Below are 18595 nucleotides of genomic sequence, written 5' to 3' on the forward strand. Positions count from 1 at the left end.
GCATGTTCTCTTTTTGTGTCAACATGCTGAGGGGACCTCCGGATCAGATGCGCACGATCTCCACCAGCTCGCCGGCGGCCCGGGCCGGATCGTTCGGCGGGCGGACAACCAGCGCATCGGCGGCGCCGAGCACGCTCAGGAGCGAGCTGTCCTGGCGCTCGAAAACGCTGACGCCGGCAGTGCCGAGCCGGGCGCGCATGTAATGCTCGCGCGGGCCGTTGGCGGGGATGGCGCGGGCCAGCGGCAGGCTCTCGCGCGGCGCGGGTTCGCTGCCCAGCCCGAGCATGGCGCGGATCACAGGCGCCATGAAGATATGCCCGCAAACCATTGCCGATACGGGATTTCCCGGAAGACCAAGCATCATCGCATCGCCCAGGCGGCCCGACATAAGCGGCTTGCCCGGGCGCATGGCGACCTTGTGAAAAGCGCGCTCCAGCCCGAGATCGCCTGCCACCTTGGCAACCAGATCGCGGTCGCCCACCGAGGCGCCGCCGATGGTGATCACCAGGTCCGCGTCATCGGCCAGCCCCAGCACCGTCTGCAACGAGGCTTCGCTGTCGCGCGCGATGGGCAGGAGACGCGGCTCGGCGCCCAGCTCCTGCAACAGCGCATAGAGGCCGAAGGTGTTCGAGGCGATGATCTGGTCGGGACCGGGCGTCTCTCCCGGCATCACCAGCTCGTCGCCGGTGGAGATCAGCGCCACTTTCGGGCGCCGCGCGACGGGAACCTGCGCGATGTTCATCGCGGCCAGCAGAGCGATATCCTGAGGCGTGAGGCGGCGCGGGGCGGAGACGGTCTCGCCGGCGCGAAAATCATTGCCGTAAGGGCGGATATTGTCGCCATTGCCGAGCCGGTCGGTGATCAGGATTTCGTCGCCGTTGCGATCGACATCCTCCTGAATGACAACGGTTTTCACACCGTCCGGTACCGGCGCACCGGTGAAGATACGCACAGCCTCGCCAGGCCCGACCGAGCCGGTGAAGCGTTCCCCGGCGGCGGCCTCGCCGATGACGCGCAGGCGCATGCCCGGCGCGGCTTCGGTCACGCCATAACCATCCATGGCGGAGGCGGCGAAAGGCGGCTGGTCGCGCTGCGCGGTGACGGGGCGGGCAAGCACGCGCCCGGCGGCCTGCTGGAGCGGCACCTCTTCGGCCTCCAGCGGTGTCACCAGAGCGAAAAGCCGGTCGAGCGCTTCGGAGACAGAGATCATGTCGCCTCGTACCGGCCTGATTTTCCACCGTCTTTCAGGATCACGCGGATGCCGCCGATCTCCATCGCCTTATCCACCGCCTTGGCCATGTCATAGACCGTCAGCGCCGCGGTCGAGACCGCCGTCAGCGCCTCCATCTCGACACCGGTCTGGCCGGTGGTCTTGACCGTCGCCTCGATGCGCAGCCCGGGCAGCGCGGCGTCGGGGGTCAGCTCGACCGAAACCTTGGTGACCGGCAGCGGGTGGCAGAGCGGGATCAGCTCGGGCGTCTTCTTGGCGCCCATGATGCCGGCGAGCCGTGCGACGCTGACGACATCACCCTTCTTTGCGCGGCCTTCGGTAATGATTTCAAAGGTCTCCGGCGCCATCTTTACCCATCCCTCGGCGGTGGCGATGCGCGCGGTCACGGCTTTGTCGGAGACATCGACCATATGCGCGTCGCCCTTGGCGTCGAAATGGCTGAGCCCGCTCATGCCGCCACCGGATCCCTGAGCAGCGCGCGGGTGGCGGTCTCCACATCGGCCTGCCGCATCAGGCTCTCGCCGATGAGGAAGGTGCGGGCGCCGCAAGCGGCCATATCGGCAAGATCTGCGGGCGTGTTGAGCCCGCTTTCGGAGATCAGCAGACGCGCGCCCGGCACGGCTTTGGACAGCTCGCGCGTCGTCTCAAGAGTGGTCTTGAAGGTTTTGAGATTGCGGTTGTTTATCCCGATGAGAGGAGACTTCAGATCGAGCGCACGGTCCAGCTCGGCGGCGTCATGCACCTCGATCAGCGCGTCCATGCCCCAGCCGAACGCGGCGTCTTCGAGTTCCGCCGCCTGCGCGTCGGAGACGCTGGCCATGATGATCAGGATACAGTCTGCCCCGAGCGCGCGGGCCTCGGCCACCTGATAGGTGTCGTACATGAAATCCTTGCGCAGCGCCGGCAGCGCCGTGGCCGCGCGGGCCTCGGTCAGGAAGGATTTGGCGCCTTGAAAGGAGGGGGTATCGGTCAGGACCGAGAGGCAGGTGGCACCGCCCAGCTCATAGGCGCGGGCCAGCGTCGCGGGATGAAAATCTTCTCGAATCAATCCCTTGGAGGGCGAGGCTTTCTTGACCTCGGCGATCAGCCCGTAGCCGCTGGCCGATGCCTCGCGTAACGCCTTGGCGAAGGGGCGCACCGGCGTGGCGGCGCGCGCCTCGGCCTCGACCTCCGCCAGCGGTTTTGCGGCTTTGTCGGCGGCGATCTCTTCCAGCTTGTAGGCCTTGATCTTGTCGAGGATCGTCTGGGTCATGGCGTCGTCCAGTTTATCGGCGTGTCGCCCCTTGCAATAAGCCACTCGTTGACGCGGGAAAAGGGGCGCGATCCGAAAAAGCCGCGCCGTGCGGAAAGCGGCGAGGGATGAGCCGAGCGCAGGATCAGGTGATCGGGCCCGTGGATATGTTTGGCAAAGCCCTGCGCATGGTTGCCCCAGAGGATGAAGGCGCGGGGATGTTCGGAAAGGCTTTCAATCACTTGCGCGGTGAGTTTCGACCAGCCGAGCCTGGCATGCGCACCGGCGCTGCCGGCGGGCACGGTGAGCGCGGTGTTGAGCAGCAGCACGCCCTGCGCCGCCCAGAAGCGTAGATCGCCATTCGGCGGGCAGGCGCCGAACTCCTCCTGCAACTCCTTGTAGATATTGCTCAGCGAGCGCGGCAGCGGGCGCACATCGGGCGCGACGGAAAAGGCCAGCCCATGGGCGTGGCCGGGGGTCGGGTAGGGATCCTGACCGAGGATCACCACGCGCACCGCCTCAGGCGCGCAGGCGTCGAGCGCGGCAAAGATCTGCGGCGCGGGCGGCAGGATCTGGCGCCCGTCCTCAGCCAGCGCGGCCTCGATACGCGGCAGATCCTGCGTAAAGAAGGGCAGATGCGCCCAGGCCGGCGGCGGGGTCATGCCGCCTGTTGCGTGGCCTCGGCGAGCGCCGTGACCTTGGCCTTTGCGGCGCCGCTGTCGATGCTCTGGGTGGCCATGGCGACGCCTTCGCGCAGATCGGCGGCCTTGCCCGCCACCACCAGCGCGGCGGCGGCGTTGAGCAGCACCGCGTCGCGATAGGCGGTCTTGGCGCCATCGAGCAGGGCGCGAAAGGCCTCGGCGTTCTCGGCCGGCGTGCCGCCGACGATCTCCTCGAACGGGTGTTCGGGCAGGCCGGCATCCTCGGGATGCAGCTCGACCTCGCGCACGGAGCCGTCCTCTTCCAGCGACGAGACCCAGCTCATGCCGGAAATCGCCAGCTCGTCGGTGCCGTCGGAGCCATGCACCAGCCAGGCGCGTTCGGAGCCGAGCCGGCCCAGCGTTTCGGCCATGGGCCGCAGCAGGTCGCGGGAAAACGCGCCCGTAAGCTGGCGTTTAACACCCGCCGGGTTGGTCAGCGGCCCGAGAATGTTGAAGATCGTGCGCGTGCCGAGCTCCATGCGCACCGGCGCCACATGTTTCATCGCCGGGTGATGCATCGGCGCCATCATGAAGCAGATGCCGACCTTGTCGAGAATCGGCGCGATGGCGCTGGCGGGCAGCATCACCTCGATGCCCATCTGCCCGAGCGCATCCGCGGCGCCGGATTTCGACGACAGGTTGCGGTTGCCGTGCTTGGCGACGGTGACGCCGGCGCCGGCCACCACAAAGGCCGTGGCGGTGGAGATGTTCAGCGTGCCCTTGCCGTCGCCACCGGTGCCGACGATGTCCATGGCGTCGGCGGGGGCGGCGACCGGGTTGCACTTGGCGCGCATCACGCCGGCGGCGGCGGCGTATTCGTCCACCGTTTCGCCGCGCGTGCGCAGGGCCATCAGCAGCCCGCCCATCTGCGCCGGGGTCGCTTCGCCGTCGAACAGCACTTCAAAGGCGGCCTCGGCCTCCTCGCCGGTCAGCGGACGGGTGGCGGCGGTGCCGATCAACGGCTTCAGGCGGTCGCTCATGCGGGGACTTTCATCGTATTCAGGAAGTTCTGGATCAGCGCGTGCCCATGCTCCGAGGCGATGCTCTCGGGGTGGAACTGCACGCCGTGGATCGGCAGCTCGCGGTGGCGCAGCCCCATGATGGTGCCGTCCTCGAGCCAGGCATTGACCTCCAGCGTCTCGGGCAGGCTGTCGCGGTCGACCACCAGCGAGTGATAGCGCGTCGCGTCGAAGGGCGAGGGCAGGCCGGAGAACACGCCGGTGGCGTCGTGATGTACGCGGCCCATCTTGCCATGCACGATCTCGGAATGCTGCACGACCTTGCCGCCAAAGGCCTGGCCGATGGCCTGATGGCCGAGACAGACCCCGAAGAGCGGCGTGCGCGTCTCGGCGGCGGCCTCGGTCAGCGCCAGGCAGATTCCCGCCTGATCCGGATCGCAGGGCCCGGGGCTCAGCAGGATGCCCGCCGGTTTCATCGCCATGGCCTGCTGCACATCCAGCGCGTCGTTGCGCCAGACCTGCACATCGACGCCCAGCTCGCCCACATAGTGCACGAGGTTGTAGGTAAAGCTGTCATAGTTGTCGATGAGCAGGAGCATGGTATTCTCGGGGCTGGAAGGCAGGTCGATCTCGGGGCTATACATGCGCCCGGATACGGTGCAGCGTCAAGGGCATGCGCCGCGGCAAAGGTCCGGAAAACGGGCCGCTGTGCAGTTGGCAGAGAAGGGCAGAGGCGATGGCACGAGGGTTTCTGGCAGGCGCGATCTGGGGCGTTGTGGTCTCGGCGGTCGGGGCCGGGGCGCTGTCGGTGGCGATGGGGCCGCCGGAGCGCAAGATTGCGCCGGCCGCGCCGGTGACCGAGGCGCCGCTTCCCGGGACAGAGAATGCTGCCGCCGGGGACGGACTGCCGGAGGCGGCGCCCGAGATGGACACGCCCGTATCGGGGCCCGCGCCGGAGGAAAGCGGCGGCGAGGATATGCTGGCCGGGGAGGCCGCGCCCGAGCTGGAGAGCGAGGATTCGGTTGCGTTGAGCGATCCGGCGCCGGCGCCGGCCCCTGTCGCGCCCGCAGAGACCGACACCGTTCTGAAGCCCGACACACCCGCCGGCATGGCGGAGGTGGAGGCCGAGCCTGCCCCGGCGCTGCCCGAGGCGGACAACACGCCGCCAGAGGCAGCCACCGAGCTCGACACACCCGCCGCGCCGGAAACGCCCGCCGATGCCGCGCCGGTCGCCGGCGCCGGAATGAGCGAGAGCCCGCAGCGCGCCGACGCCACCCCGCCGGGCTCTCCGGCGCAGGAGGCGGCGCCGGAGATGGAAACCAGCAGCGCCGAACCGCCGCTGCCGGCACCGCTCGATGATCCGGAAAACACACCCGCAGAGGTGGATTCGCCCGAGGTCGAGCCAGAAGCGCCGGAGTCCGAACCGTCGCAGATCGCCACGGACGATGATGCCGAAGAGGACGCGGAAACGCGCCCCTCGGTCGGTACGCCCGCCGGCTCTCTGATCGGCCGCGAGGGCGCGGTGCCGACCGGACGGCTGCCCAGCGTCGCGGATGAGGCCGCAGAGGGTGACGACGCGCCTGCCGCAGCGTCCGGAGACCTGCCGCCGCTGGAGCGCTTTGCCGCCGATCCCGGCGCTGTGCCGGACGGGCCGCGCATGGCGATTGTGCTCATCGACGACGGCAGCGGCCCGCTCGGGCCCGATACGGTGGGCGAATTCCCGTTTCCGGTGAGTTTCGCGCTGACGCCCTCGCATCCCGACGTGGCGGCGACGGCGGTGGCCTATCGCGCCGGCGGCTTCGAGGTGCTGACCATGGCCGGCGTGCCCGAGGGCGCGCGCGCCGCCGATGTCGAGGTGTCGCTCGAAGGCGCGCTCGGTGCTGTACCCGAAGCAATCGGCGTGCTCGAGGATCCGGAAGAGGGGCTGCAAGCCTCGCGTGCGGTCTCGGAGCAGGCGGCGCAGTTCCTGCAAGCGTCGGGCCACGGGCTGGTGATGCTGCCCAAGGGGCTCAACACCGGCCAGGCGCTGGCGCAGCGCGAGGGCGTGCCCGCGGTGACCGTGTTCCGCGATTTCGACGGCGAGGGGCAAGACCCGCGCGTCATGCGCCGCTTTCTCGACCAGGCCGCCTTCAAGGCGCGGCAGGAGGGCGCGGTGGTGATGCTGGGACGGCTGCGCGCCGATACGGTTTCGGCACTGTTGCTCTGGGGGCTTCAGGACCGCGCCAGCAGCGTGGCGCTGGTGCCGGTCTCGCTGTTGCTGCAAGAGAGCGTCGCGGCGGAGTAGGGCGTGGCTTAGTGCCCGCCGGCCCAGCGTGCCATCCGGGTTTCGAGATCGCCGTAGCCGGTAAACCGGCGCTCGAAGCGCAGGCCCAGCCGTGTTGCATGCGCCTCTGCCAGCGCGGTCAGCGCCGGATCGTCGGTCTGCGCCTGATAGACCAGCGTTTCGTAATTGCCGAAATACATCTCGCGCAGCTGCGGGTGGCGGTCGAGCCCGAGCGGCTTCCAGACGAAGGCGTCGAACTGGCGCACCAGGAAATCGGTGAGATAGAAGCTCGTCGGCTCGTCATATTGCGCGAAACGGTCGAGCCCCTCGTAGAAGGCATAGCAATGCGGGCCGGGCACCATCTCGACCCCCAGCGCGTCGCAAGCCGTCTGCAAGCGCCCGCCGGTGCCGCAATCGGCATAGACCACGCAGATGCGCGCATAGTCGTCGCGATGCGCCTCGACCGCGTCGCGCACCGCATCGGTGATCTTTTCGGGATGGTTGTGCAGGATCGCGGGCAGGCAGGTGAGATCGAGATGGTCCCAGCCGTGCCGGTCGCGAAGCGCGAGAATCTCGCGGGCGAGGGCGCCGCAGGCAATCAGCAGGATACGGCCCGCACCAGAGGCGGCAAGGCCCCGATGCGTCAGCCCCGTATCGTCAGGCGTGCCCGTCATCCGCAGTGACCGGTGCCATGGCCCAGCGCAACACCAGCGCCAGAACCAGAAGCATCGGGATCACCGTACCGGCGCCCCAGGAGAGCAACGCCCAGATGGTCAGCCCGGCAAGCGCCAGAACCGCGATGATCAGGGTCACGAGATGTGTCACTGGCATTATCGACTCCTTTGCCCCATAGAAGATAGGGGCTTGGGGCTTGAGAATAAAGCCAATTCCCTGCGGATCGGTGAATTCTGCCGAGATTCTGCGCGGGCGTCGGGGCAAAAGGGCTCATTTCGGAGGCAACCGGAGCGTGTATGCACTGCGCGAAAGGCCGGCCATGGCGGCCGGCCCGGGGCCTGGCGTTTCAGCCGGCGGCGCGCTGGTTGTGGCGCCGCGTGATCAGGTCCTTGGCGGTTTCCACAGCCACGGCGGCGTCGCGACAATAGGCGTCGGCGCCGATGGCCTTGCCGAACTCCTCGTTGAGCGGTGCGCCGCCCACCAGCACCAGGTAATCCTCGCGGATGCCCTGTTCGATCATCGCGTCGATCACCACCTTCATATAGGGCATGGTGGTGGTCAGCAGCGCCGACATGCCGATGATGTCGGGCTTTTCCGCCGCCGCCGCCTCGATATAATTCTCCACCGGGTTGTTGATGCCGAGATCGACCACCTCGAAACCGGCGCCCTCCATCATCATGGCGACGAGGTTCTTGCCGATATCGTGGATGTCGCCCTTGACGGTGCCGATCACCATCTTGCCAATCGTCGGCGCACCGGTTTCGGCCAGCAGCGGTTTCAGGATCGCCATGCCGCCCTTCATCGCGTTGGCGGCCAGAAGCACCTCGGGCACGAAGAGGATGCCGTCGCGGAAATCGTGGCCGACGATGGTCATGCCGCCGACCAGTGCCTCGGTCAGGATGCGGTAGGGGGCCCAGCCGCGTTCGAGCAGGATGTTCACAGCCTCCTCGATCTCGTCCTTCATGCCGTCATAGAGATCGTCGAACATCTGTTCGACCAGCTCTTCGTCGTTCAGTTCGCTGAGGATGATGTCGTCTTCCTGATCGGACATGCGCGATTCCCTGCTGCTGTCGTGGCGTGCCACGGGGGATGATCCCCAAGTCCTGCGGCCTGAGAGACCAGCGCGCTTGGATATTTGCGACACGCGCCGCGCCGCCTGCGACCTTGGCGCGCATGCCTTGCCAGTGTTCATGATATGTTCTAATATTTTCTTTATGACCGACAGCCCCCGATCCGTCGCGCCCGAGCGCCGCCGCGCCCGTGGCGCCGCCAGCCGCGAGACCGGGCGGTTCGAGCGGCTGCATTACGAGGACACGCATGACGGCTGGGAGATCGAGGAGGAGCTGGTGCCGCTGCGCACCGAGATCCGCGAGGAGCGACCGCGCAGCCTGATCAATTATGTGCGCTCGCCGGATCTGCCCTTCGACCGCACGATCAACCCCTATCGCGGCTGCGAGCATGGCTGCATCTACTGCTTCGCGCGGCCCAGCCACGCCTATCTCGGGCTCTCGCCAGGGCTCGATTTCGAAACCCGGCTGGTGGCGCGACCAGAGGCGCCGCAAATGCTCGAGCGTGAACTGCGGGCGAAGCGTTACAAGGTGGCGCCGCTGGCAATCGGCACCAATACCGACCCCTACCAGCCGGCGGAGCGCGACCGGCGCATCATGCGCGGCTGTCTGGAGGTGCTGCGGGACTTCCGCCACCCGCTGGCCATCGTCACCAAGGGCGCGCTGGTGGAACGCGATATCGACATTCTGGGCGAGATGGCGGCAGAGGGGCTGGTGCGGGTGGGAATCTCGGTCACCACGCTGGATGCGGATCTGGCGCGAAAGATGGAGCCGCGTGCGCCCTCGCCGCGCCGGCGGCTGGCGGCGATCCGGCGGCTCAGCGCAGCGGGGATCCCGGTGCGGGTCATGGCCTCGCCCATCGTGCCGGCGCTGAGCGATCCCGAGCTTGAGCGTATCCTGGAGGCCGGGGCGGAAGCGGGGGCGACGGCGGCGAGCTGGATCATGCTGCGGCTGCCGCTGGAGGTGGCGCCGCTCTGGCGCGCCTGGCTGGAGGAGCATTATCCGGGCCGTGCGGCGCGGGTGATGGCGCGGCTGCGCGAGATGCATGGCGGGCAGGACTATTCATCGCGCTGGCATCACCGGATGCGCGGCGAGGGGCCTTATGCAGAGATCGTGGCGCAGCGCTTCGACAAGGCGGCGCGGCGGCTGGGGCTCGATGCGGAACAACCGCGCCTGCGCTGCGATCTGTTCCGGGTGCCGGCGCGGGCAGGGGATCAGCTGAGCCTGTTCTGAGCGCTGTACTGAGCGCGGCCAAATCTCTTCGAAGAGATTTGCAAATTCCTTCGAAGGAATTTGGTTCCGAGCACCGCCGTCAGCGCAGAATCCTCACCGCATCGCGGTTGCAGAAGACGATGATCTGCCCGGCATTCTCGACCGCGCGAAAGCCGCGCCGATCGAGCTCGGCCAGGAACCTCTCGCGCCCGACGATCCGCTCGATATCCCGGGTGCTGCGCCGCACGACACCGCCCGAGGCCGCCGCGCGCGAGGCGAAGAGATGGCCGAGCCAGCGGTCGGGCGAGATCGGAAGCGGCATGTCTTTCATGCCGCCAGCCTTGCACATGGATGGTAAAATAAACCTTACCCGCGACGCCGCCCCCGGCGCTCGCGTTTCGGCGCGCCGCTGGTATCGCCGGTGCCATCGCTTTCCGAGCTGAACCCGCCCAGCGCCTCCGCCACGGTCTCCAGCGTCGGACGCGGGCCTTTGGGGCGGGTCTCCAGCGCGTGGCGCATGGCGCGCAGATGCTCCGGCATGGTGCCGCAGCAACCGCCGATGATCCGCGCCCCGGCATCGCGCGCCAGCACCGCATATTCCCCCATCAGTTCCGGCGTGCCGTTGTAATGGATATGCCCGTCCTCGTAGCGCGGGATGCCGGCATTGCCCTTGGCGATGATCGGCCGTTCGGTGCCGGTGGCGGCAAAGCCCAGCACCGTGCGCATCAGATCCGAGGCGCCGACGCCGCAATTGGCCCCGAAGGCGATGGGTGGGTTCGGCAGGGCCTCGACCAGATTCACAAACGCCTCCGAGGTCAGACCCATCATCGTGCGCCCGGCGGTGTCAAAGCTCATGGTGCCGCACCAGGGCATGCCCACATTGGCAAAGGCCTCGGCGGCGGCGCGGAACTCCTCGGGCGCCGAGATCGTCTCGACCCAGAGCACATCGGCGCCGCCCTCCTTGAGCCCGGTGGCGGTCTCTTCGAACATCTCCACCGCCGCCTCGTGGCTGAGTGTGCCGACGGCGCCCATGATCTCGCCGGTGGGCCCGACCGAGCCCGCCACCACCACCTTGCGCCCGGCGGCATCGGCCACCTCGCGGCCCAGCTCCGCGGCCATGCGCGACAGCTCGCGGGCGCGGTGGGCGGCATCGTGCAGCTTCAGCCGCGAGGCATTGGCGCCGAAACTGTTGGTCAGGAACAGGTCAGAGCCCGCCTCCACCGCGTCGCGATAGAGCTTGCGGATGCGGTCGGGGTGATCCTCGTTCCAGAATTCCGGCGCATCGCCCGAGCTCAGCCCCATATTGAAGAGGTTGGTGCCGGTCGCCCCGTCGGCCATCAGCCAGTCGCGGGTGGAGAGCATCTCGGTCAGTGCGTCGGTCATCGTGTCTGCCTCTGGTCTGTTTTTCCGGCGCCGCCCGGGCGGGCCGCGCCCAGCGCCGTCATACTGGCGCGGGTCTGAAGGAAAGGCAAAGACGGGGCGCAGATCCGCCCCGCCTCTGCGATCCTCTTGCTCTGCTCAGGCGCGGCGGCGGCGTCCACCGCCCCGGCGCCCGCCGCGACCGCCAGCCGCTGCCTCGCCGCCGGCCTCCAGCGCCTTGTTGAAGGCGATCCAGGCGCCGCCATGCGGATCCTGGTTGACCAGCAGGTTGGCAGCGCGGATCGCGGCCATTTCCGAGCCCGGTTTCGAGCGGGTGGAGCCCATGCCGAACAGCGTCACGAAGGTCTCGTCATCCATGTCCTCCGGCAGGATCACCCCCGCCGCCGCAACCTCTTCGCGCTTGGCGGCGATCTTGCTCTGGGCGACGGGCAGGGCGACCGGGTTCATGATCGCCGAGGTCATGCCGGCGCCGATGGCCATGGGCAGGAAGGCGTTGTTGACGCCATGCCGGTTGGGCAGGCCGAAGGAGATGTTCGACGCGCCGCAGGTGGTGTTCACCCCCAGCTCCTCGCGCAGGCGGCGCACGAGGGCAAAGACCTGCTGGCCGGCGGTGGCCATGGCGCCGATGGGCATCACCAGCGGGTCGACCACGATGTCATGCGCGGGAACGCCGAAATCGGCGGCGCGCTCGACGATCTTTTTCGCCACGGCAAAGCGCACGTCGGGATCTTCGGAAATGCCGGTGTCGTCGTTGGAGATCGCCACCACCGGCACGTTGTATTTCTTGACCAGCGGCAGCACCAGCTCCAGCCGCTCTTCCTCGCCGGTGACCGAGTTCAGCAGCGGGCGGCCATTGGCGGCCTCGAGCCCCGCCTCCAGCGCGCCAGGCACTGAGCTGTCGATGCAGAGCGGCACATCCACCAGCCCCTGCACCAGCTCGACGATGGAGCGCATCAGCGGCGGTTCGGTCTCGTTCGGGTTGGGATTGGAGTTGTAGACCACGCCCGCATTGATATCGAGCACGCCGGCCCCGGCGGCGACCTGCGCCAGCGCGTCCTTTTCCACGGTCGAGAAATCGCCGGCCTCAAGCTCGGCTGCGAGTTTCTTGCGGCCGGTGGGGTTGATGCGCTCGCCGATCACGCAGAACGGCTCGTCAAAGCCGATGGTGACGGTCTTGGTCTGGGACTCGAGAACGGTCCTGGTCATGATGTGGTCTCTCCCTCAATACGTGCCAGAAGCCCCGGCAGCGCGTCATCCCTGAAATCGGTGATCGTGGCCTTTGCGCCCGCCTCGCGCAGCCGGTCGGGCGCCAGCCCCGAGCAGATGCCGATGGCGAAGGCGCCGGAGCGCGACGCGGCGCGCATGCCGCTCTGGCTGTCCTCGAAGGCGATGCAATCCTGCGGCCGCACGCCCAGCCGCCGCATCGCTTCGAGATAAGGCTCCGGATCGGGCTTGCCGCGCGCGCATTCGTCGCCGATCACGAGCACGTCGAAATAGCCGTCGAGCCCGATGGCGCGCATCATATGCTCGGCATTGTCGCGCGGCGCGTTGGTCACCACCGCCACCGCCCAGCCCTCGCGCGCCGCCCGGTCGAGCAGCTCTTTCGCGCCGGGCATCGGCGGCGTGCCGGGGCTCAGCCGGGCGCGAAACCGCGCCTCCTTTTCGGCGGCCAGCGCCTGCGCGTCCTCGCCCGGAAAGAGCTGCGGAAAGATCTCGGCATTATGCGCGCCGTGGATCTTCCGGTGATAGATCTCTTCGGAATAGGGCAGGCCACGCTCGGCAAAGAACTCGCCGAACACCGCGATATGCAGCGGATCGGAGACCAGCAGCGTGCCGTCGAGATCGAAGAGGAGCGCTTTGGTCATGCCCGTGCCGCTCCCCGCCGCTCAGACCGCGCGCGCGGCGGGCAGGGCGGAGGCGCCGCCGTGATCCGACGCCCAGGTCGCACAGGTCTTGATCCCGCCGAGCGGGAAGAGATGCGCCTGCTCGATGGGGAAGTCCGGATCGGCGGCCTTCTTCGCGGCGAGCTCGGCGGCGAGTTCGGTGGGCTCATAGGGCAGCAGCAGCTTGCCGACATCGAGCGCGCGTTTCTGGAGCACGCGCAGCGACGGACCGACGCCGCAGGCGACGGCGAACTTGATCAGCGTCTGAAGCTTGGCGGGGCCGGCGAGCCCGATATGGATCGGCAGGGTCACGCCCGCGTCGCGCAGCCGCTGGCCCCAGGCGAGGATCGGCTCAGCCTCGAAGGCGAACTGCGTCACCAGCGCCATGCGCGCATCGGTGCGCTCGGAGAAGTCCTGCTTCCAGCGCGCCGCCTGCATGACGGTGTCGTCGCCGCCATCGGGGTCGATATCGCGGTTGCCCTCGGGGTGGCCCGCCACATGCAGCCGGTCAAATCCCGCCTTGTCGAAAAGCCCGGTCTCCAGCAGCTGCATGGAGGAATGGAAATCACCTTTGGGCGTATCGACGCCGCCGGCGAGGATCAGCCCTTGGTGCACGCCGGCCTCGCCCTGATAGCGGGCGATCCAGTCGGCCAGCATCGCTTTGTCCGAGATGATCCGGGCGGGGAAATGCGGCATGACCTCAAAGCCTTCGCCGGCCAGCCGTCTGGCGGTATCGACCATCTCCTCGATGGGCGTGCCGTCGATATGCGCGATATAGACCCGGGTGCCCCGGGGCAGGAGGGCGCGGAAATCCTCGACCTTGGCGGCGGTGCGCGGCATCACCTCGATGGAATAGCCCGCAAGGAAGCTTTCCAGCGAGGCACCGGGCACGGCCGGTTTCGGTTTGCGGAAGTTCAGAAGGGCCATCCAGCGGTTCCTTATGCTCATCTCGGGGCGTGCGCCCAACCGTCATTGCCGATCAGGGCCTTCAGCCGGTCCCGATCATACTCAGTGTCGATCCGTGCGGCCTCGGCCTCGGCCAGCGCCTGCGGATCGCCCTCCGCCGAAACGGGATCGCCCTTGCGCCATTCGGCGAGATAGGCGTCGGTGTCCGACGCGCCCACCTTCATCGCCGCGCGGTCGATCGCCTGCTCGAACCGTTCGGGCAGCGCGGCCTTGGCGCCCCGGCGGCCGCGGCCGACGATGACCTGCGCCGGGATGTCGCGCCAGTAGACAATGGTGACCTCGGGCATGATCTGCGATTCCCCTGATCCGGTCCTTCCTGTTTAGCGGCGCAGGACCGCCTGTCAGGGTCGGATTTCGACACAAGCGGCATAAGGAGCGACGTCGCAGCCCTTCGCCGCGCGGGCCGGTGGCCGCGATTGTGCGCGTTTGCGCGATCATGCTAGGCTGAGATCGTTAAGCTTTCGGAAAGAAAGGCCGGGCAGGGGTATGGTTATCGCGGTCGATGCGCACAGGATCGCCTATATGGCGCTGCCCAAGGCCGGCTGTTCCACCGTCAAGGCGGCGCTCGCCAAGATCGACCCCGCCGTGACCCTGCCGCCCGAAGATCAGCGCGACGTCACGACCTGGCACCGGATCTATCCGACCCGGCGCTTTCGCCCGCATCGCTGGGAGCGCTACGAGACCTACTGGCGGTTCTGCGTCGTGCGCGACCCGCTCAAGCGGCTGCTTTCCGTCTACACCAACCGGGTGGTGGAGTTCCGCGATCTGCACAATTGCCGCAAGATCCTGCGCGGGCGCGTCGATCTGCCCAAAGACCCCGATCCGGATTTCTTTTTCCAGAACCTGCGCGCCTACGTGCAGGCCTCTTCTGCGATCAAGCATCATGCCATGCCGGCCTGGCTGTTTCTCGGGCCGGATCTGCGCCGCTACGACCGGATCTACCGCACCGCCGAGCTGAGCCGGTTCGGGCTAGATCTGGCAGAGCGCACGGGGCTGCCGGTCGACATCGCGCAGGAGAATTCCAGCACCGCGAGGCTCGGCCTGGCGGATCTGCGCCCCGAGACCCACGCGGCGATCCGCGACTATCTCGACGACGAATACGGCTATCTGTCGGATTTCTTCGACAATCCCTTCGCCCGGGACCAGCATGTCTCTTGCACGGTGCCGCGCCCCCGCGTATCCTAGAGCCAACTTAAAATTCGGAAAGGCGCACGAAAATGGCGCCCAGGCGTCCCAGAGGTGCGGGCGCTTTCCCGAAACCGGTCGAGAGCCCCGCGCCGATACCGCCCGATCCAAATGCGCTCTATGCCGCGCTGGATCTGGGTACGAACAGTTGCCGCATGTTGATTGCCCAGCCAAAGGGCAGCCAATTCCATGTGGTCGACTCATTCTCGAAATCCGTTCAGCTCGGGCATGGCCTTGAGCGGAGCGGGCGGCTTTCGCGTGCCTCGATGACGCGCACCATCGGCGCGCTGCGGGTCTGTCAGCAAAAGATCAGGCGGCATAATGTGACCCATATGCGGCTGGTGGCGACCGAGGCCTGCCGCCGGGCACAGAACGCGCGCGATTTCATCCGGCAGGTGCGCCGCGAGACCGGGCTCTCGCTCGAAATCATCCAGCCGGAGGAGGAGGCGCGGCTTGCGGTGATTTCCTGCGCGCCGCTGGTCTCGACCCGGACCGAGCAGCTTCTGGTGGTCGATATCGGCGGCGGCTCGACCGAGCTGGTCTGGATCGACCTCTCTTCCGTGCCCCGGCGCGACCGTCCGGCGGCGATCATGCGGCTGCATGCGGGTTTTCACCCGCCCGAAAGCCCGTTTCCGGCGGCCAAGGTGGTCGACTGGATCTCGGTGCCGCTGGGGGTGGCGACGCTGCGCGACCAGTTCTCCGATGTCGAGGACGATGCGGCGCGCTATGCGCTGATGAGCTGGTTCTTCGAAGAGCAGCTCTCGGAATTCGCCCCTTACAAGGATGTGCAGGCGCGCGAGGGCTTCCAGATCGTCGGCACCAGCGGCACGGTCACCACGGTGGCGGCCTCGCATCTCGGGCTGCGGCGCTACGACCGCACCAAGGTGGACGGGCTGCGCATGTCGTCGGACCAGATCGAGGCGGTGATCCAGCGCTATCTCGATCTGGGGCCGGTGGGGCGGCGGCGCGATCCGCGTATCGGCCAGGACCGGCAGACGCTGATCATGTCCGGCGCGGCGATCCTCCAGGCGCTGCTGCGGCTCTGGCCGACCGACCGGCTGTCGGTCGCCGACCGGGGGCTGCGCGAGGGGCTGCTTTATGCCCAGATGTCCGCCGATGGCGTGCTGGAGGACGGGCCGCTCTGAGCCTCTCCGGCGCATGTCAGGCAAAAGAAAAGGCCCGGGCTCCATGAGGAGCGCCGAGCCATTCTTATCTTGCCGGAGTGGTCTGGCTCAGAACGGGATCTCGTCGTCGAGATCGCGCGAGGGCGCCCGCGACGGGCCGGAGCCGCCGCCGCCCGAGTAATCGTCGCGACCGCCGCCGTAACCACCGCCGCCGCCGCTACCGCCACCGCTGTAGCCGCCGCCCGAGCCACCGAAATCACCGCCGCCGCCACCGCCGCCACGGCTGTCGAGCAGCGTCAGCTCGCCGCGATAGGGGCGCAGCACCACTTCGGTGCTGTAGCGGTCCTGACCCGACTGGTCCTGCCATTTGCGCGTTTCGAGCTGGCCTTCGAGATAGACCTTGGAGCCTTTGCGCAGATATTGCTCGGCGATGCGCGCCAGCGGTTCCGAGAAGATCGCCACCTGATGCCATTCGGTGCGTTCGCGCCGCTCGCCGGTGTTGCGGTCTTTCCAGTTTTCGGAGGTGGCGATGCGCAGGTTGCAGACCTTGCCGCCATTCTGGAAGGTGCGCACCTCCGGGTCCGCGCCCAGATTGCCCACCAGGATCACCTTGTTCACAGAGCCGGCCATGTCATCCTCGCTGTCTCGTCCGATTCTTTCCCCGCAGGGTTTCGACGAGCCTTACACAGCCCCGTCCCGCTGCGCCACCGCATCCTGCCGGAAACTTGATTAACAAGCGGTAAGCGACGGATTGCCCGCGCTTCGGGCAAAGGCTGGCACATTCCTGCTCAGTCTGTATAGTCGCGCGAAGGGAAAAAGGGACAGGATTGGGTACCTCATGCGGGTTCTGCAACGTCATGCGCTGCCGGCACTGCTATGCGCCGGGATCTTTGCCACGGCCGCACAGGCGGATACGATCTCAACCAAGAACCGGGTCAAATTGTTCCGCAAACAGACCAGCGTTCTCGATACGCGCGCTTCGGAACAGTATCGCAGCTCGGTGCGGCTCCAGCCGCCGTCGGTGGTCACGCCGACGAAATGGGGCCCGATGGGCGGCGACGAGGGCCGCGTGCCGGTCTATCGCGGGCGCTATGACGGGCCTTACGCAGATATGGCCCGGGTCGCGGCGCGGCGCCATGGTGTGCCCGAGGATCTCTTTTTGCGGCTGGTGAAGCAGGAATCGAATTTCAACCCGCGCGCAAAATCCCACAAGGGCGCCATCGGGCTGGCGCAGCTCATGCCCTTCACTGCCCGCCAGCTCGGGGTGAACCCCAACGACCCGGCGCAGAATCTCGAAGGCGGGGCGCGCTATCTCAAGGCGCAATATGCGAAATTCGGCTCCTGGCGGCTGGCGCTCGCCGCCTATAACGCGGGGCCGGGCGCGGTCGAGAAACATGGCGGCGTGCCGCCCTATCGCGAGACCCGCAACTACGTGAAGATCATCTGGGGCAGCTGAGGCCGCCCCCGGTCGATCACAATTTCCGACTAAAACCCTCTGAAAAATTGACCGAGGTCAAGGAGGGGTATAGGAGGGCGTGCATTCTTGCTCCCGAATTGGAGACGCATGCATGAAACCCGCCCCGATCCTCAGCCTCGCCGTTCTTGCCGCGCTTACCGCCGGGCTCAGCGCCACGGCGCTGCGCTCGACCGAGCCGGGGCCGCCGCAGAGCATCGAGGCACTTGGCGAGGCGTTGTTCTTCGACACCGATCTCTCGGCGAACCGCACCCAGAGCTGCGCGACCTGTCACGATCCGGCCTTTGCTTTTGCCGATCCGCGTGGCGCCGCCTCGACTGGCGATGACGGCAGCTCTTTCGGCGACCGCAACGCGCCCACCGCCACCTATGCCGCCTATGCGCCGGCCTTCGGGCAGGATGAGGACGGGCAATGGATGGGCGGGCTCTTTCATGACGGGCGCGCCGCCACGCTGGAGGAGCAGGCCGGCGGGCCGCCGCTCAACCCGATCGAGATGGGCATGGCCGACAAGGGCGCGGTGCTGGCGCGGCTGCGCGAAAAGCCCGAATATCAGGCAGCCTTTCCGGCGCTCTTCGGCAAGGGCGTGCTGGAGGATGAAGAGGCCGCCTATGACGCCATGACCCGCGCCATCGCGGCGTTTGAACGGCAGCCGGAATTTGCGCCCTTCGATTCGAAATACGACCGGTTTCTGCGCGGCGAGGCAGAGCTGACGCAGGAGGAAGAGCTGGGGCGGCTGCTGTTCTTCTCGCAGCAATTCACCAACTGCAATCTGTGCCATCAGCTGCGCCGCAGCGCCATCGACCCGGAAGAGACCTTCTCCGACTACCATTATTACAATCTCGGGGTGCCGGAGAACACCGATCTGCGCGCGCTCAACGGGGTCGAGATCGCCGATGCCGGGCTGCGCGCCAATCCCGGGGTGGAGGACAGGCCCGATACCGCGGGGCGCTACCGCACGCCGACGCTGCGCAACGTCGCGGTGACGGGGCCTTACATGCATAACGGCGTGTTCGAGGATCTGCGCACGGTCATCCTGTTCTACAACAGCTACAACACCCGCAACGAGGCGCGGAAGATCAACCCGGAGACCGGGGAGCCCTTTGCCGCGCCGGAGATCGCCGAGAACATCGCCATGGAGGAGCTGACCGAGGGGCCGGCGCTCGACGACAAGCGCATCGACGCGCTGGTGGCGTTTCTCGAGACGCTGACGGATGCGCGCTATGAGGGGTTGCTGGAGGAGTAGG

The 18595-nt window shown here is 67.5% G+C and carries 22 protein-coding genes; 6 read left to right on the top strand and 16 right to left on the bottom strand.

Going from position 1 to position 18595, the window contains the following annotated elements; genetic code table 11:
• Positions 1-43 precede the first annotated feature (43 nt).
• The 6 genes from Ga0080574_RS21535 to Ga0080574_RS21560 are packed head-to-tail and all read right to left on the bottom strand — an operon-like array spanning position 44 to position 4721.
• On the bottom strand, positions 44-1210 hold the full coding sequence (locus tag Ga0080574_RS21535; protein WP_076704364.1) for a molybdopterin molybdotransferase MoeA: 1167 nt from the start codon (positions 1208-1210) through the stop codon (positions 44-46).
• Positions 1207-1683, bottom strand: coding sequence for a cyclic pyranopterin monophosphate synthase MoaC (moaC, locus tag Ga0080574_RS21540; RefSeq protein ID WP_076704367.1), 477 nt, complete (start codon positions 1681-1683; stop codon positions 1207-1209). The genes Ga0080574_RS21535 and moaC overlap by 4 nt, the downstream gene beginning before the upstream one ends.
• Positions 1680-2483 carry an indole-3-glycerol phosphate synthase TrpC gene (gene trpC, locus Ga0080574_RS21545; protein WP_076704370.1) on the bottom strand — a complete coding sequence of 268 codons (804 nt, stop codon included), beginning with the start codon at positions 2481-2483 and terminating at the stop codon, positions 1680-1682. Before trpC ends, moaC begins: the two co-directional genes overlap by 4 nt.
• Positions 2480-3124: a uracil-DNA glycosylase gene (locus Ga0080574_RS21550; RefSeq protein ID WP_076704372.1), complete on the bottom strand. Its 645-nt coding sequence runs from the start codon at positions 3122-3124 to the stop codon at positions 2480-2482. Before Ga0080574_RS21550 ends, trpC begins: the two co-directional genes overlap by 4 nt.
• Positions 3121-4143: an anthranilate phosphoribosyltransferase gene (gene trpD / locus Ga0080574_RS21555; protein ID WP_076704375.1), complete on the bottom strand. Its 1023-nt coding sequence runs from the start codon at positions 4141-4143 to the stop codon at positions 3121-3123. The genes Ga0080574_RS21550 and trpD overlap by 4 nt, the downstream gene beginning before the upstream one ends.
• A complete protein-coding gene (locus tag Ga0080574_RS21560) occupies positions 4140-4721 on the bottom strand; it encodes an anthranilate synthase component II (RefSeq protein WP_076706094.1) in 582 nt (193 codons plus the stop codon). The genes trpD and Ga0080574_RS21560 overlap by 4 nt, the downstream gene beginning before the upstream one ends.
• 137 nt (positions 4722-4858) lie before the next feature.
• Between Ga0080574_RS21560 and Ga0080574_RS21565 the strand changes: the two genes are divergently transcribed.
• The gene (locus Ga0080574_RS21565) at positions 4859-6406 is read left to right on the top strand and encodes a divergent polysaccharide deacteylase family protein (protein WP_076704378.1); all 1548 of its coding nucleotides are present in this window, start codon (positions 4859-4861) and stop codon (positions 6404-6406) included.
• 8 nt (positions 6407-6414) lie between these two features.
• On the opposite strand, the gene Ga0080574_RS21570 is transcribed toward Ga0080574_RS21565, so the two are convergent.
• The 3 genes from Ga0080574_RS21570 to Ga0080574_RS21575 all read right to left on the bottom strand — a co-directional run bounded on the left by Ga0080574_RS21570 (position 6415) and on the right by Ga0080574_RS21575 (position 8111).
• The gene (locus tag Ga0080574_RS21570; RefSeq protein ID WP_076704381.1) at positions 6415-7059 is read right to left on the bottom strand and encodes a DUF1638 domain-containing protein; all 645 of its coding nucleotides are present in this window, start codon (positions 7057-7059) and stop codon (positions 6415-6417) included.
• Entirely contained in the window at positions 7043-7216 is a 174-nt protein-coding gene (locus Ga0080574_RS26315; RefSeq protein WP_198039755.1) for a hypothetical protein, read from the bottom strand. The genes Ga0080574_RS21570 and Ga0080574_RS26315 overlap by 17 nt, the downstream gene beginning before the upstream one ends.
• 190 nt (positions 7217-7406) lie before the next feature.
• Positions 7407-8111 carry a cobalamin B12-binding domain-containing protein gene (locus Ga0080574_RS21575; RefSeq protein ID WP_076704384.1) on the bottom strand — a complete coding sequence of 235 codons (705 nt, stop codon included), beginning with the start codon at positions 8109-8111 and terminating at the stop codon, positions 7407-7409.
• A gap of 163 nt (positions 8112-8274) precedes the next feature.
• Here Ga0080574_RS21575 and Ga0080574_RS21580 point away from each other — a divergent pair, with 163 nt between their 5' ends.
• A complete protein-coding gene (locus tag Ga0080574_RS21580; protein WP_076704387.1) occupies positions 8275-9360 on the top strand; it encodes a PA0069 family radical SAM protein in 1086 nt (361 codons plus the stop codon).
• 79 nt (positions 9361-9439) lie between these two features.
• Here Ga0080574_RS21580 and Ga0080574_RS21585 read toward each other — a convergent pair whose 3' ends face one another.
• The 6 genes from Ga0080574_RS21585 to Ga0080574_RS21610 form a co-directional block, all read right to left on the bottom strand.
• A complete protein-coding gene (locus Ga0080574_RS21585; RefSeq protein ID WP_076704390.1) occupies positions 9440-9670 on the bottom strand; it encodes an N-(5'-phosphoribosyl)anthranilate isomerase in 231 nt (76 codons plus the stop codon).
• Between the two features lie 35 nt (positions 9671-9705).
• A complete protein-coding gene (bmt, locus tag Ga0080574_RS21590; RefSeq protein ID WP_076704393.1) occupies positions 9706-10722 on the bottom strand; it encodes a betaine--homocysteine S-methyltransferase in 1017 nt (338 codons plus the stop codon).
• A gap of 135 nt (positions 10723-10857) precedes the next feature.
• Positions 10858-11925 carry a methyltetrahydrofolate cobalamin methyltransferase gene (locus Ga0080574_RS21595; RefSeq protein WP_076704396.1) on the bottom strand — a complete coding sequence of 356 codons (1068 nt, stop codon included), beginning with the start codon at positions 11923-11925 and terminating at the stop codon, positions 10858-10860.
• Positions 11922-12584 carry an HAD family hydrolase gene (locus tag Ga0080574_RS21600; RefSeq protein ID WP_076704399.1) on the bottom strand — a complete coding sequence of 221 codons (663 nt, stop codon included), beginning with the start codon at positions 12582-12584 and terminating at the stop codon, positions 11922-11924. Before Ga0080574_RS21600 ends, Ga0080574_RS21595 begins: the two co-directional genes overlap by 4 nt.
• A 21-nt stretch (positions 12585-12605) precedes the next feature.
• Entirely contained in the window at positions 12606-13529 is a 924-nt protein-coding gene (locus Ga0080574_RS21605) for a methylenetetrahydrofolate reductase (RefSeq protein ID WP_076704401.1), read from the bottom strand.
• Between the two features lie 17 nt (positions 13530-13546).
• Entirely contained in the window at positions 13547-13855 is a 309-nt protein-coding gene (locus Ga0080574_RS21610; RefSeq protein WP_076704403.1) for a virulence factor, read from the bottom strand.
• A gap of 199 nt (positions 13856-14054) precedes the next feature.
• On the opposite strand from Ga0080574_RS21610, the gene Ga0080574_RS21615 reads away from it, so the two are divergent.
• Both Ga0080574_RS21615 and Ga0080574_RS21620 read left to right on the top strand, forming a co-directional pair.
• Positions 14055-14753 (top strand): sulfotransferase family 2 domain-containing protein, encoded by a 699-nt coding sequence (locus Ga0080574_RS21615; protein ID WP_076704406.1) that lies wholly within the window; start codon positions 14055-14057, stop codon positions 14751-14753.
• 32 nt (positions 14754-14785) lie between these two features.
• Positions 14786-15898: a Ppx/GppA phosphatase family protein gene (locus Ga0080574_RS21620; protein WP_076704408.1), complete on the top strand. Its 1113-nt coding sequence runs from the start codon at positions 14786-14788 to the stop codon at positions 15896-15898.
• Positions 15899-15985: 87 nt separating this feature from the next.
• Here Ga0080574_RS21620 and ssb read toward each other — a convergent pair whose 3' ends face one another.
• Complete coding sequence (gene ssb / locus Ga0080574_RS21625; RefSeq protein WP_076704411.1) at positions 15986-16507, bottom strand: single-stranded DNA-binding protein; 522 nt, start codon at positions 16505-16507, stop codon at positions 15986-15988.
• Positions 16508-16715: 208 nt separating this feature from the next.
• Between ssb and Ga0080574_RS21630 the strand changes: the two genes are divergently transcribed.
• Positions 16716-17333, top strand: a complete 618-nt coding sequence (locus tag Ga0080574_RS21630) for a lytic transglycosylase domain-containing protein (RefSeq protein WP_076704414.1) — start codon at positions 16716-16718, stop codon at positions 17331-17333.
• A gap of 112 nt (positions 17334-17445) precedes the next feature.
• Positions 17446-18594 (top strand): cytochrome-c peroxidase, encoded by a 1149-nt coding sequence (locus Ga0080574_RS21635; RefSeq protein ID WP_076704417.1) that lies wholly within the window; start codon positions 17446-17448, stop codon positions 18592-18594.
• Position 18595 lies beyond the last annotated feature (1 nt).

Origin of the sequence: Salipiger abyssi (assembly GCF_001975705.1) — a bacterium.
GTDB classification, from domain to species: Bacteria; Pseudomonadota; Alphaproteobacteria; order Rhodobacterales; family Rhodobacteraceae; genus Salipiger; species Salipiger abyssi.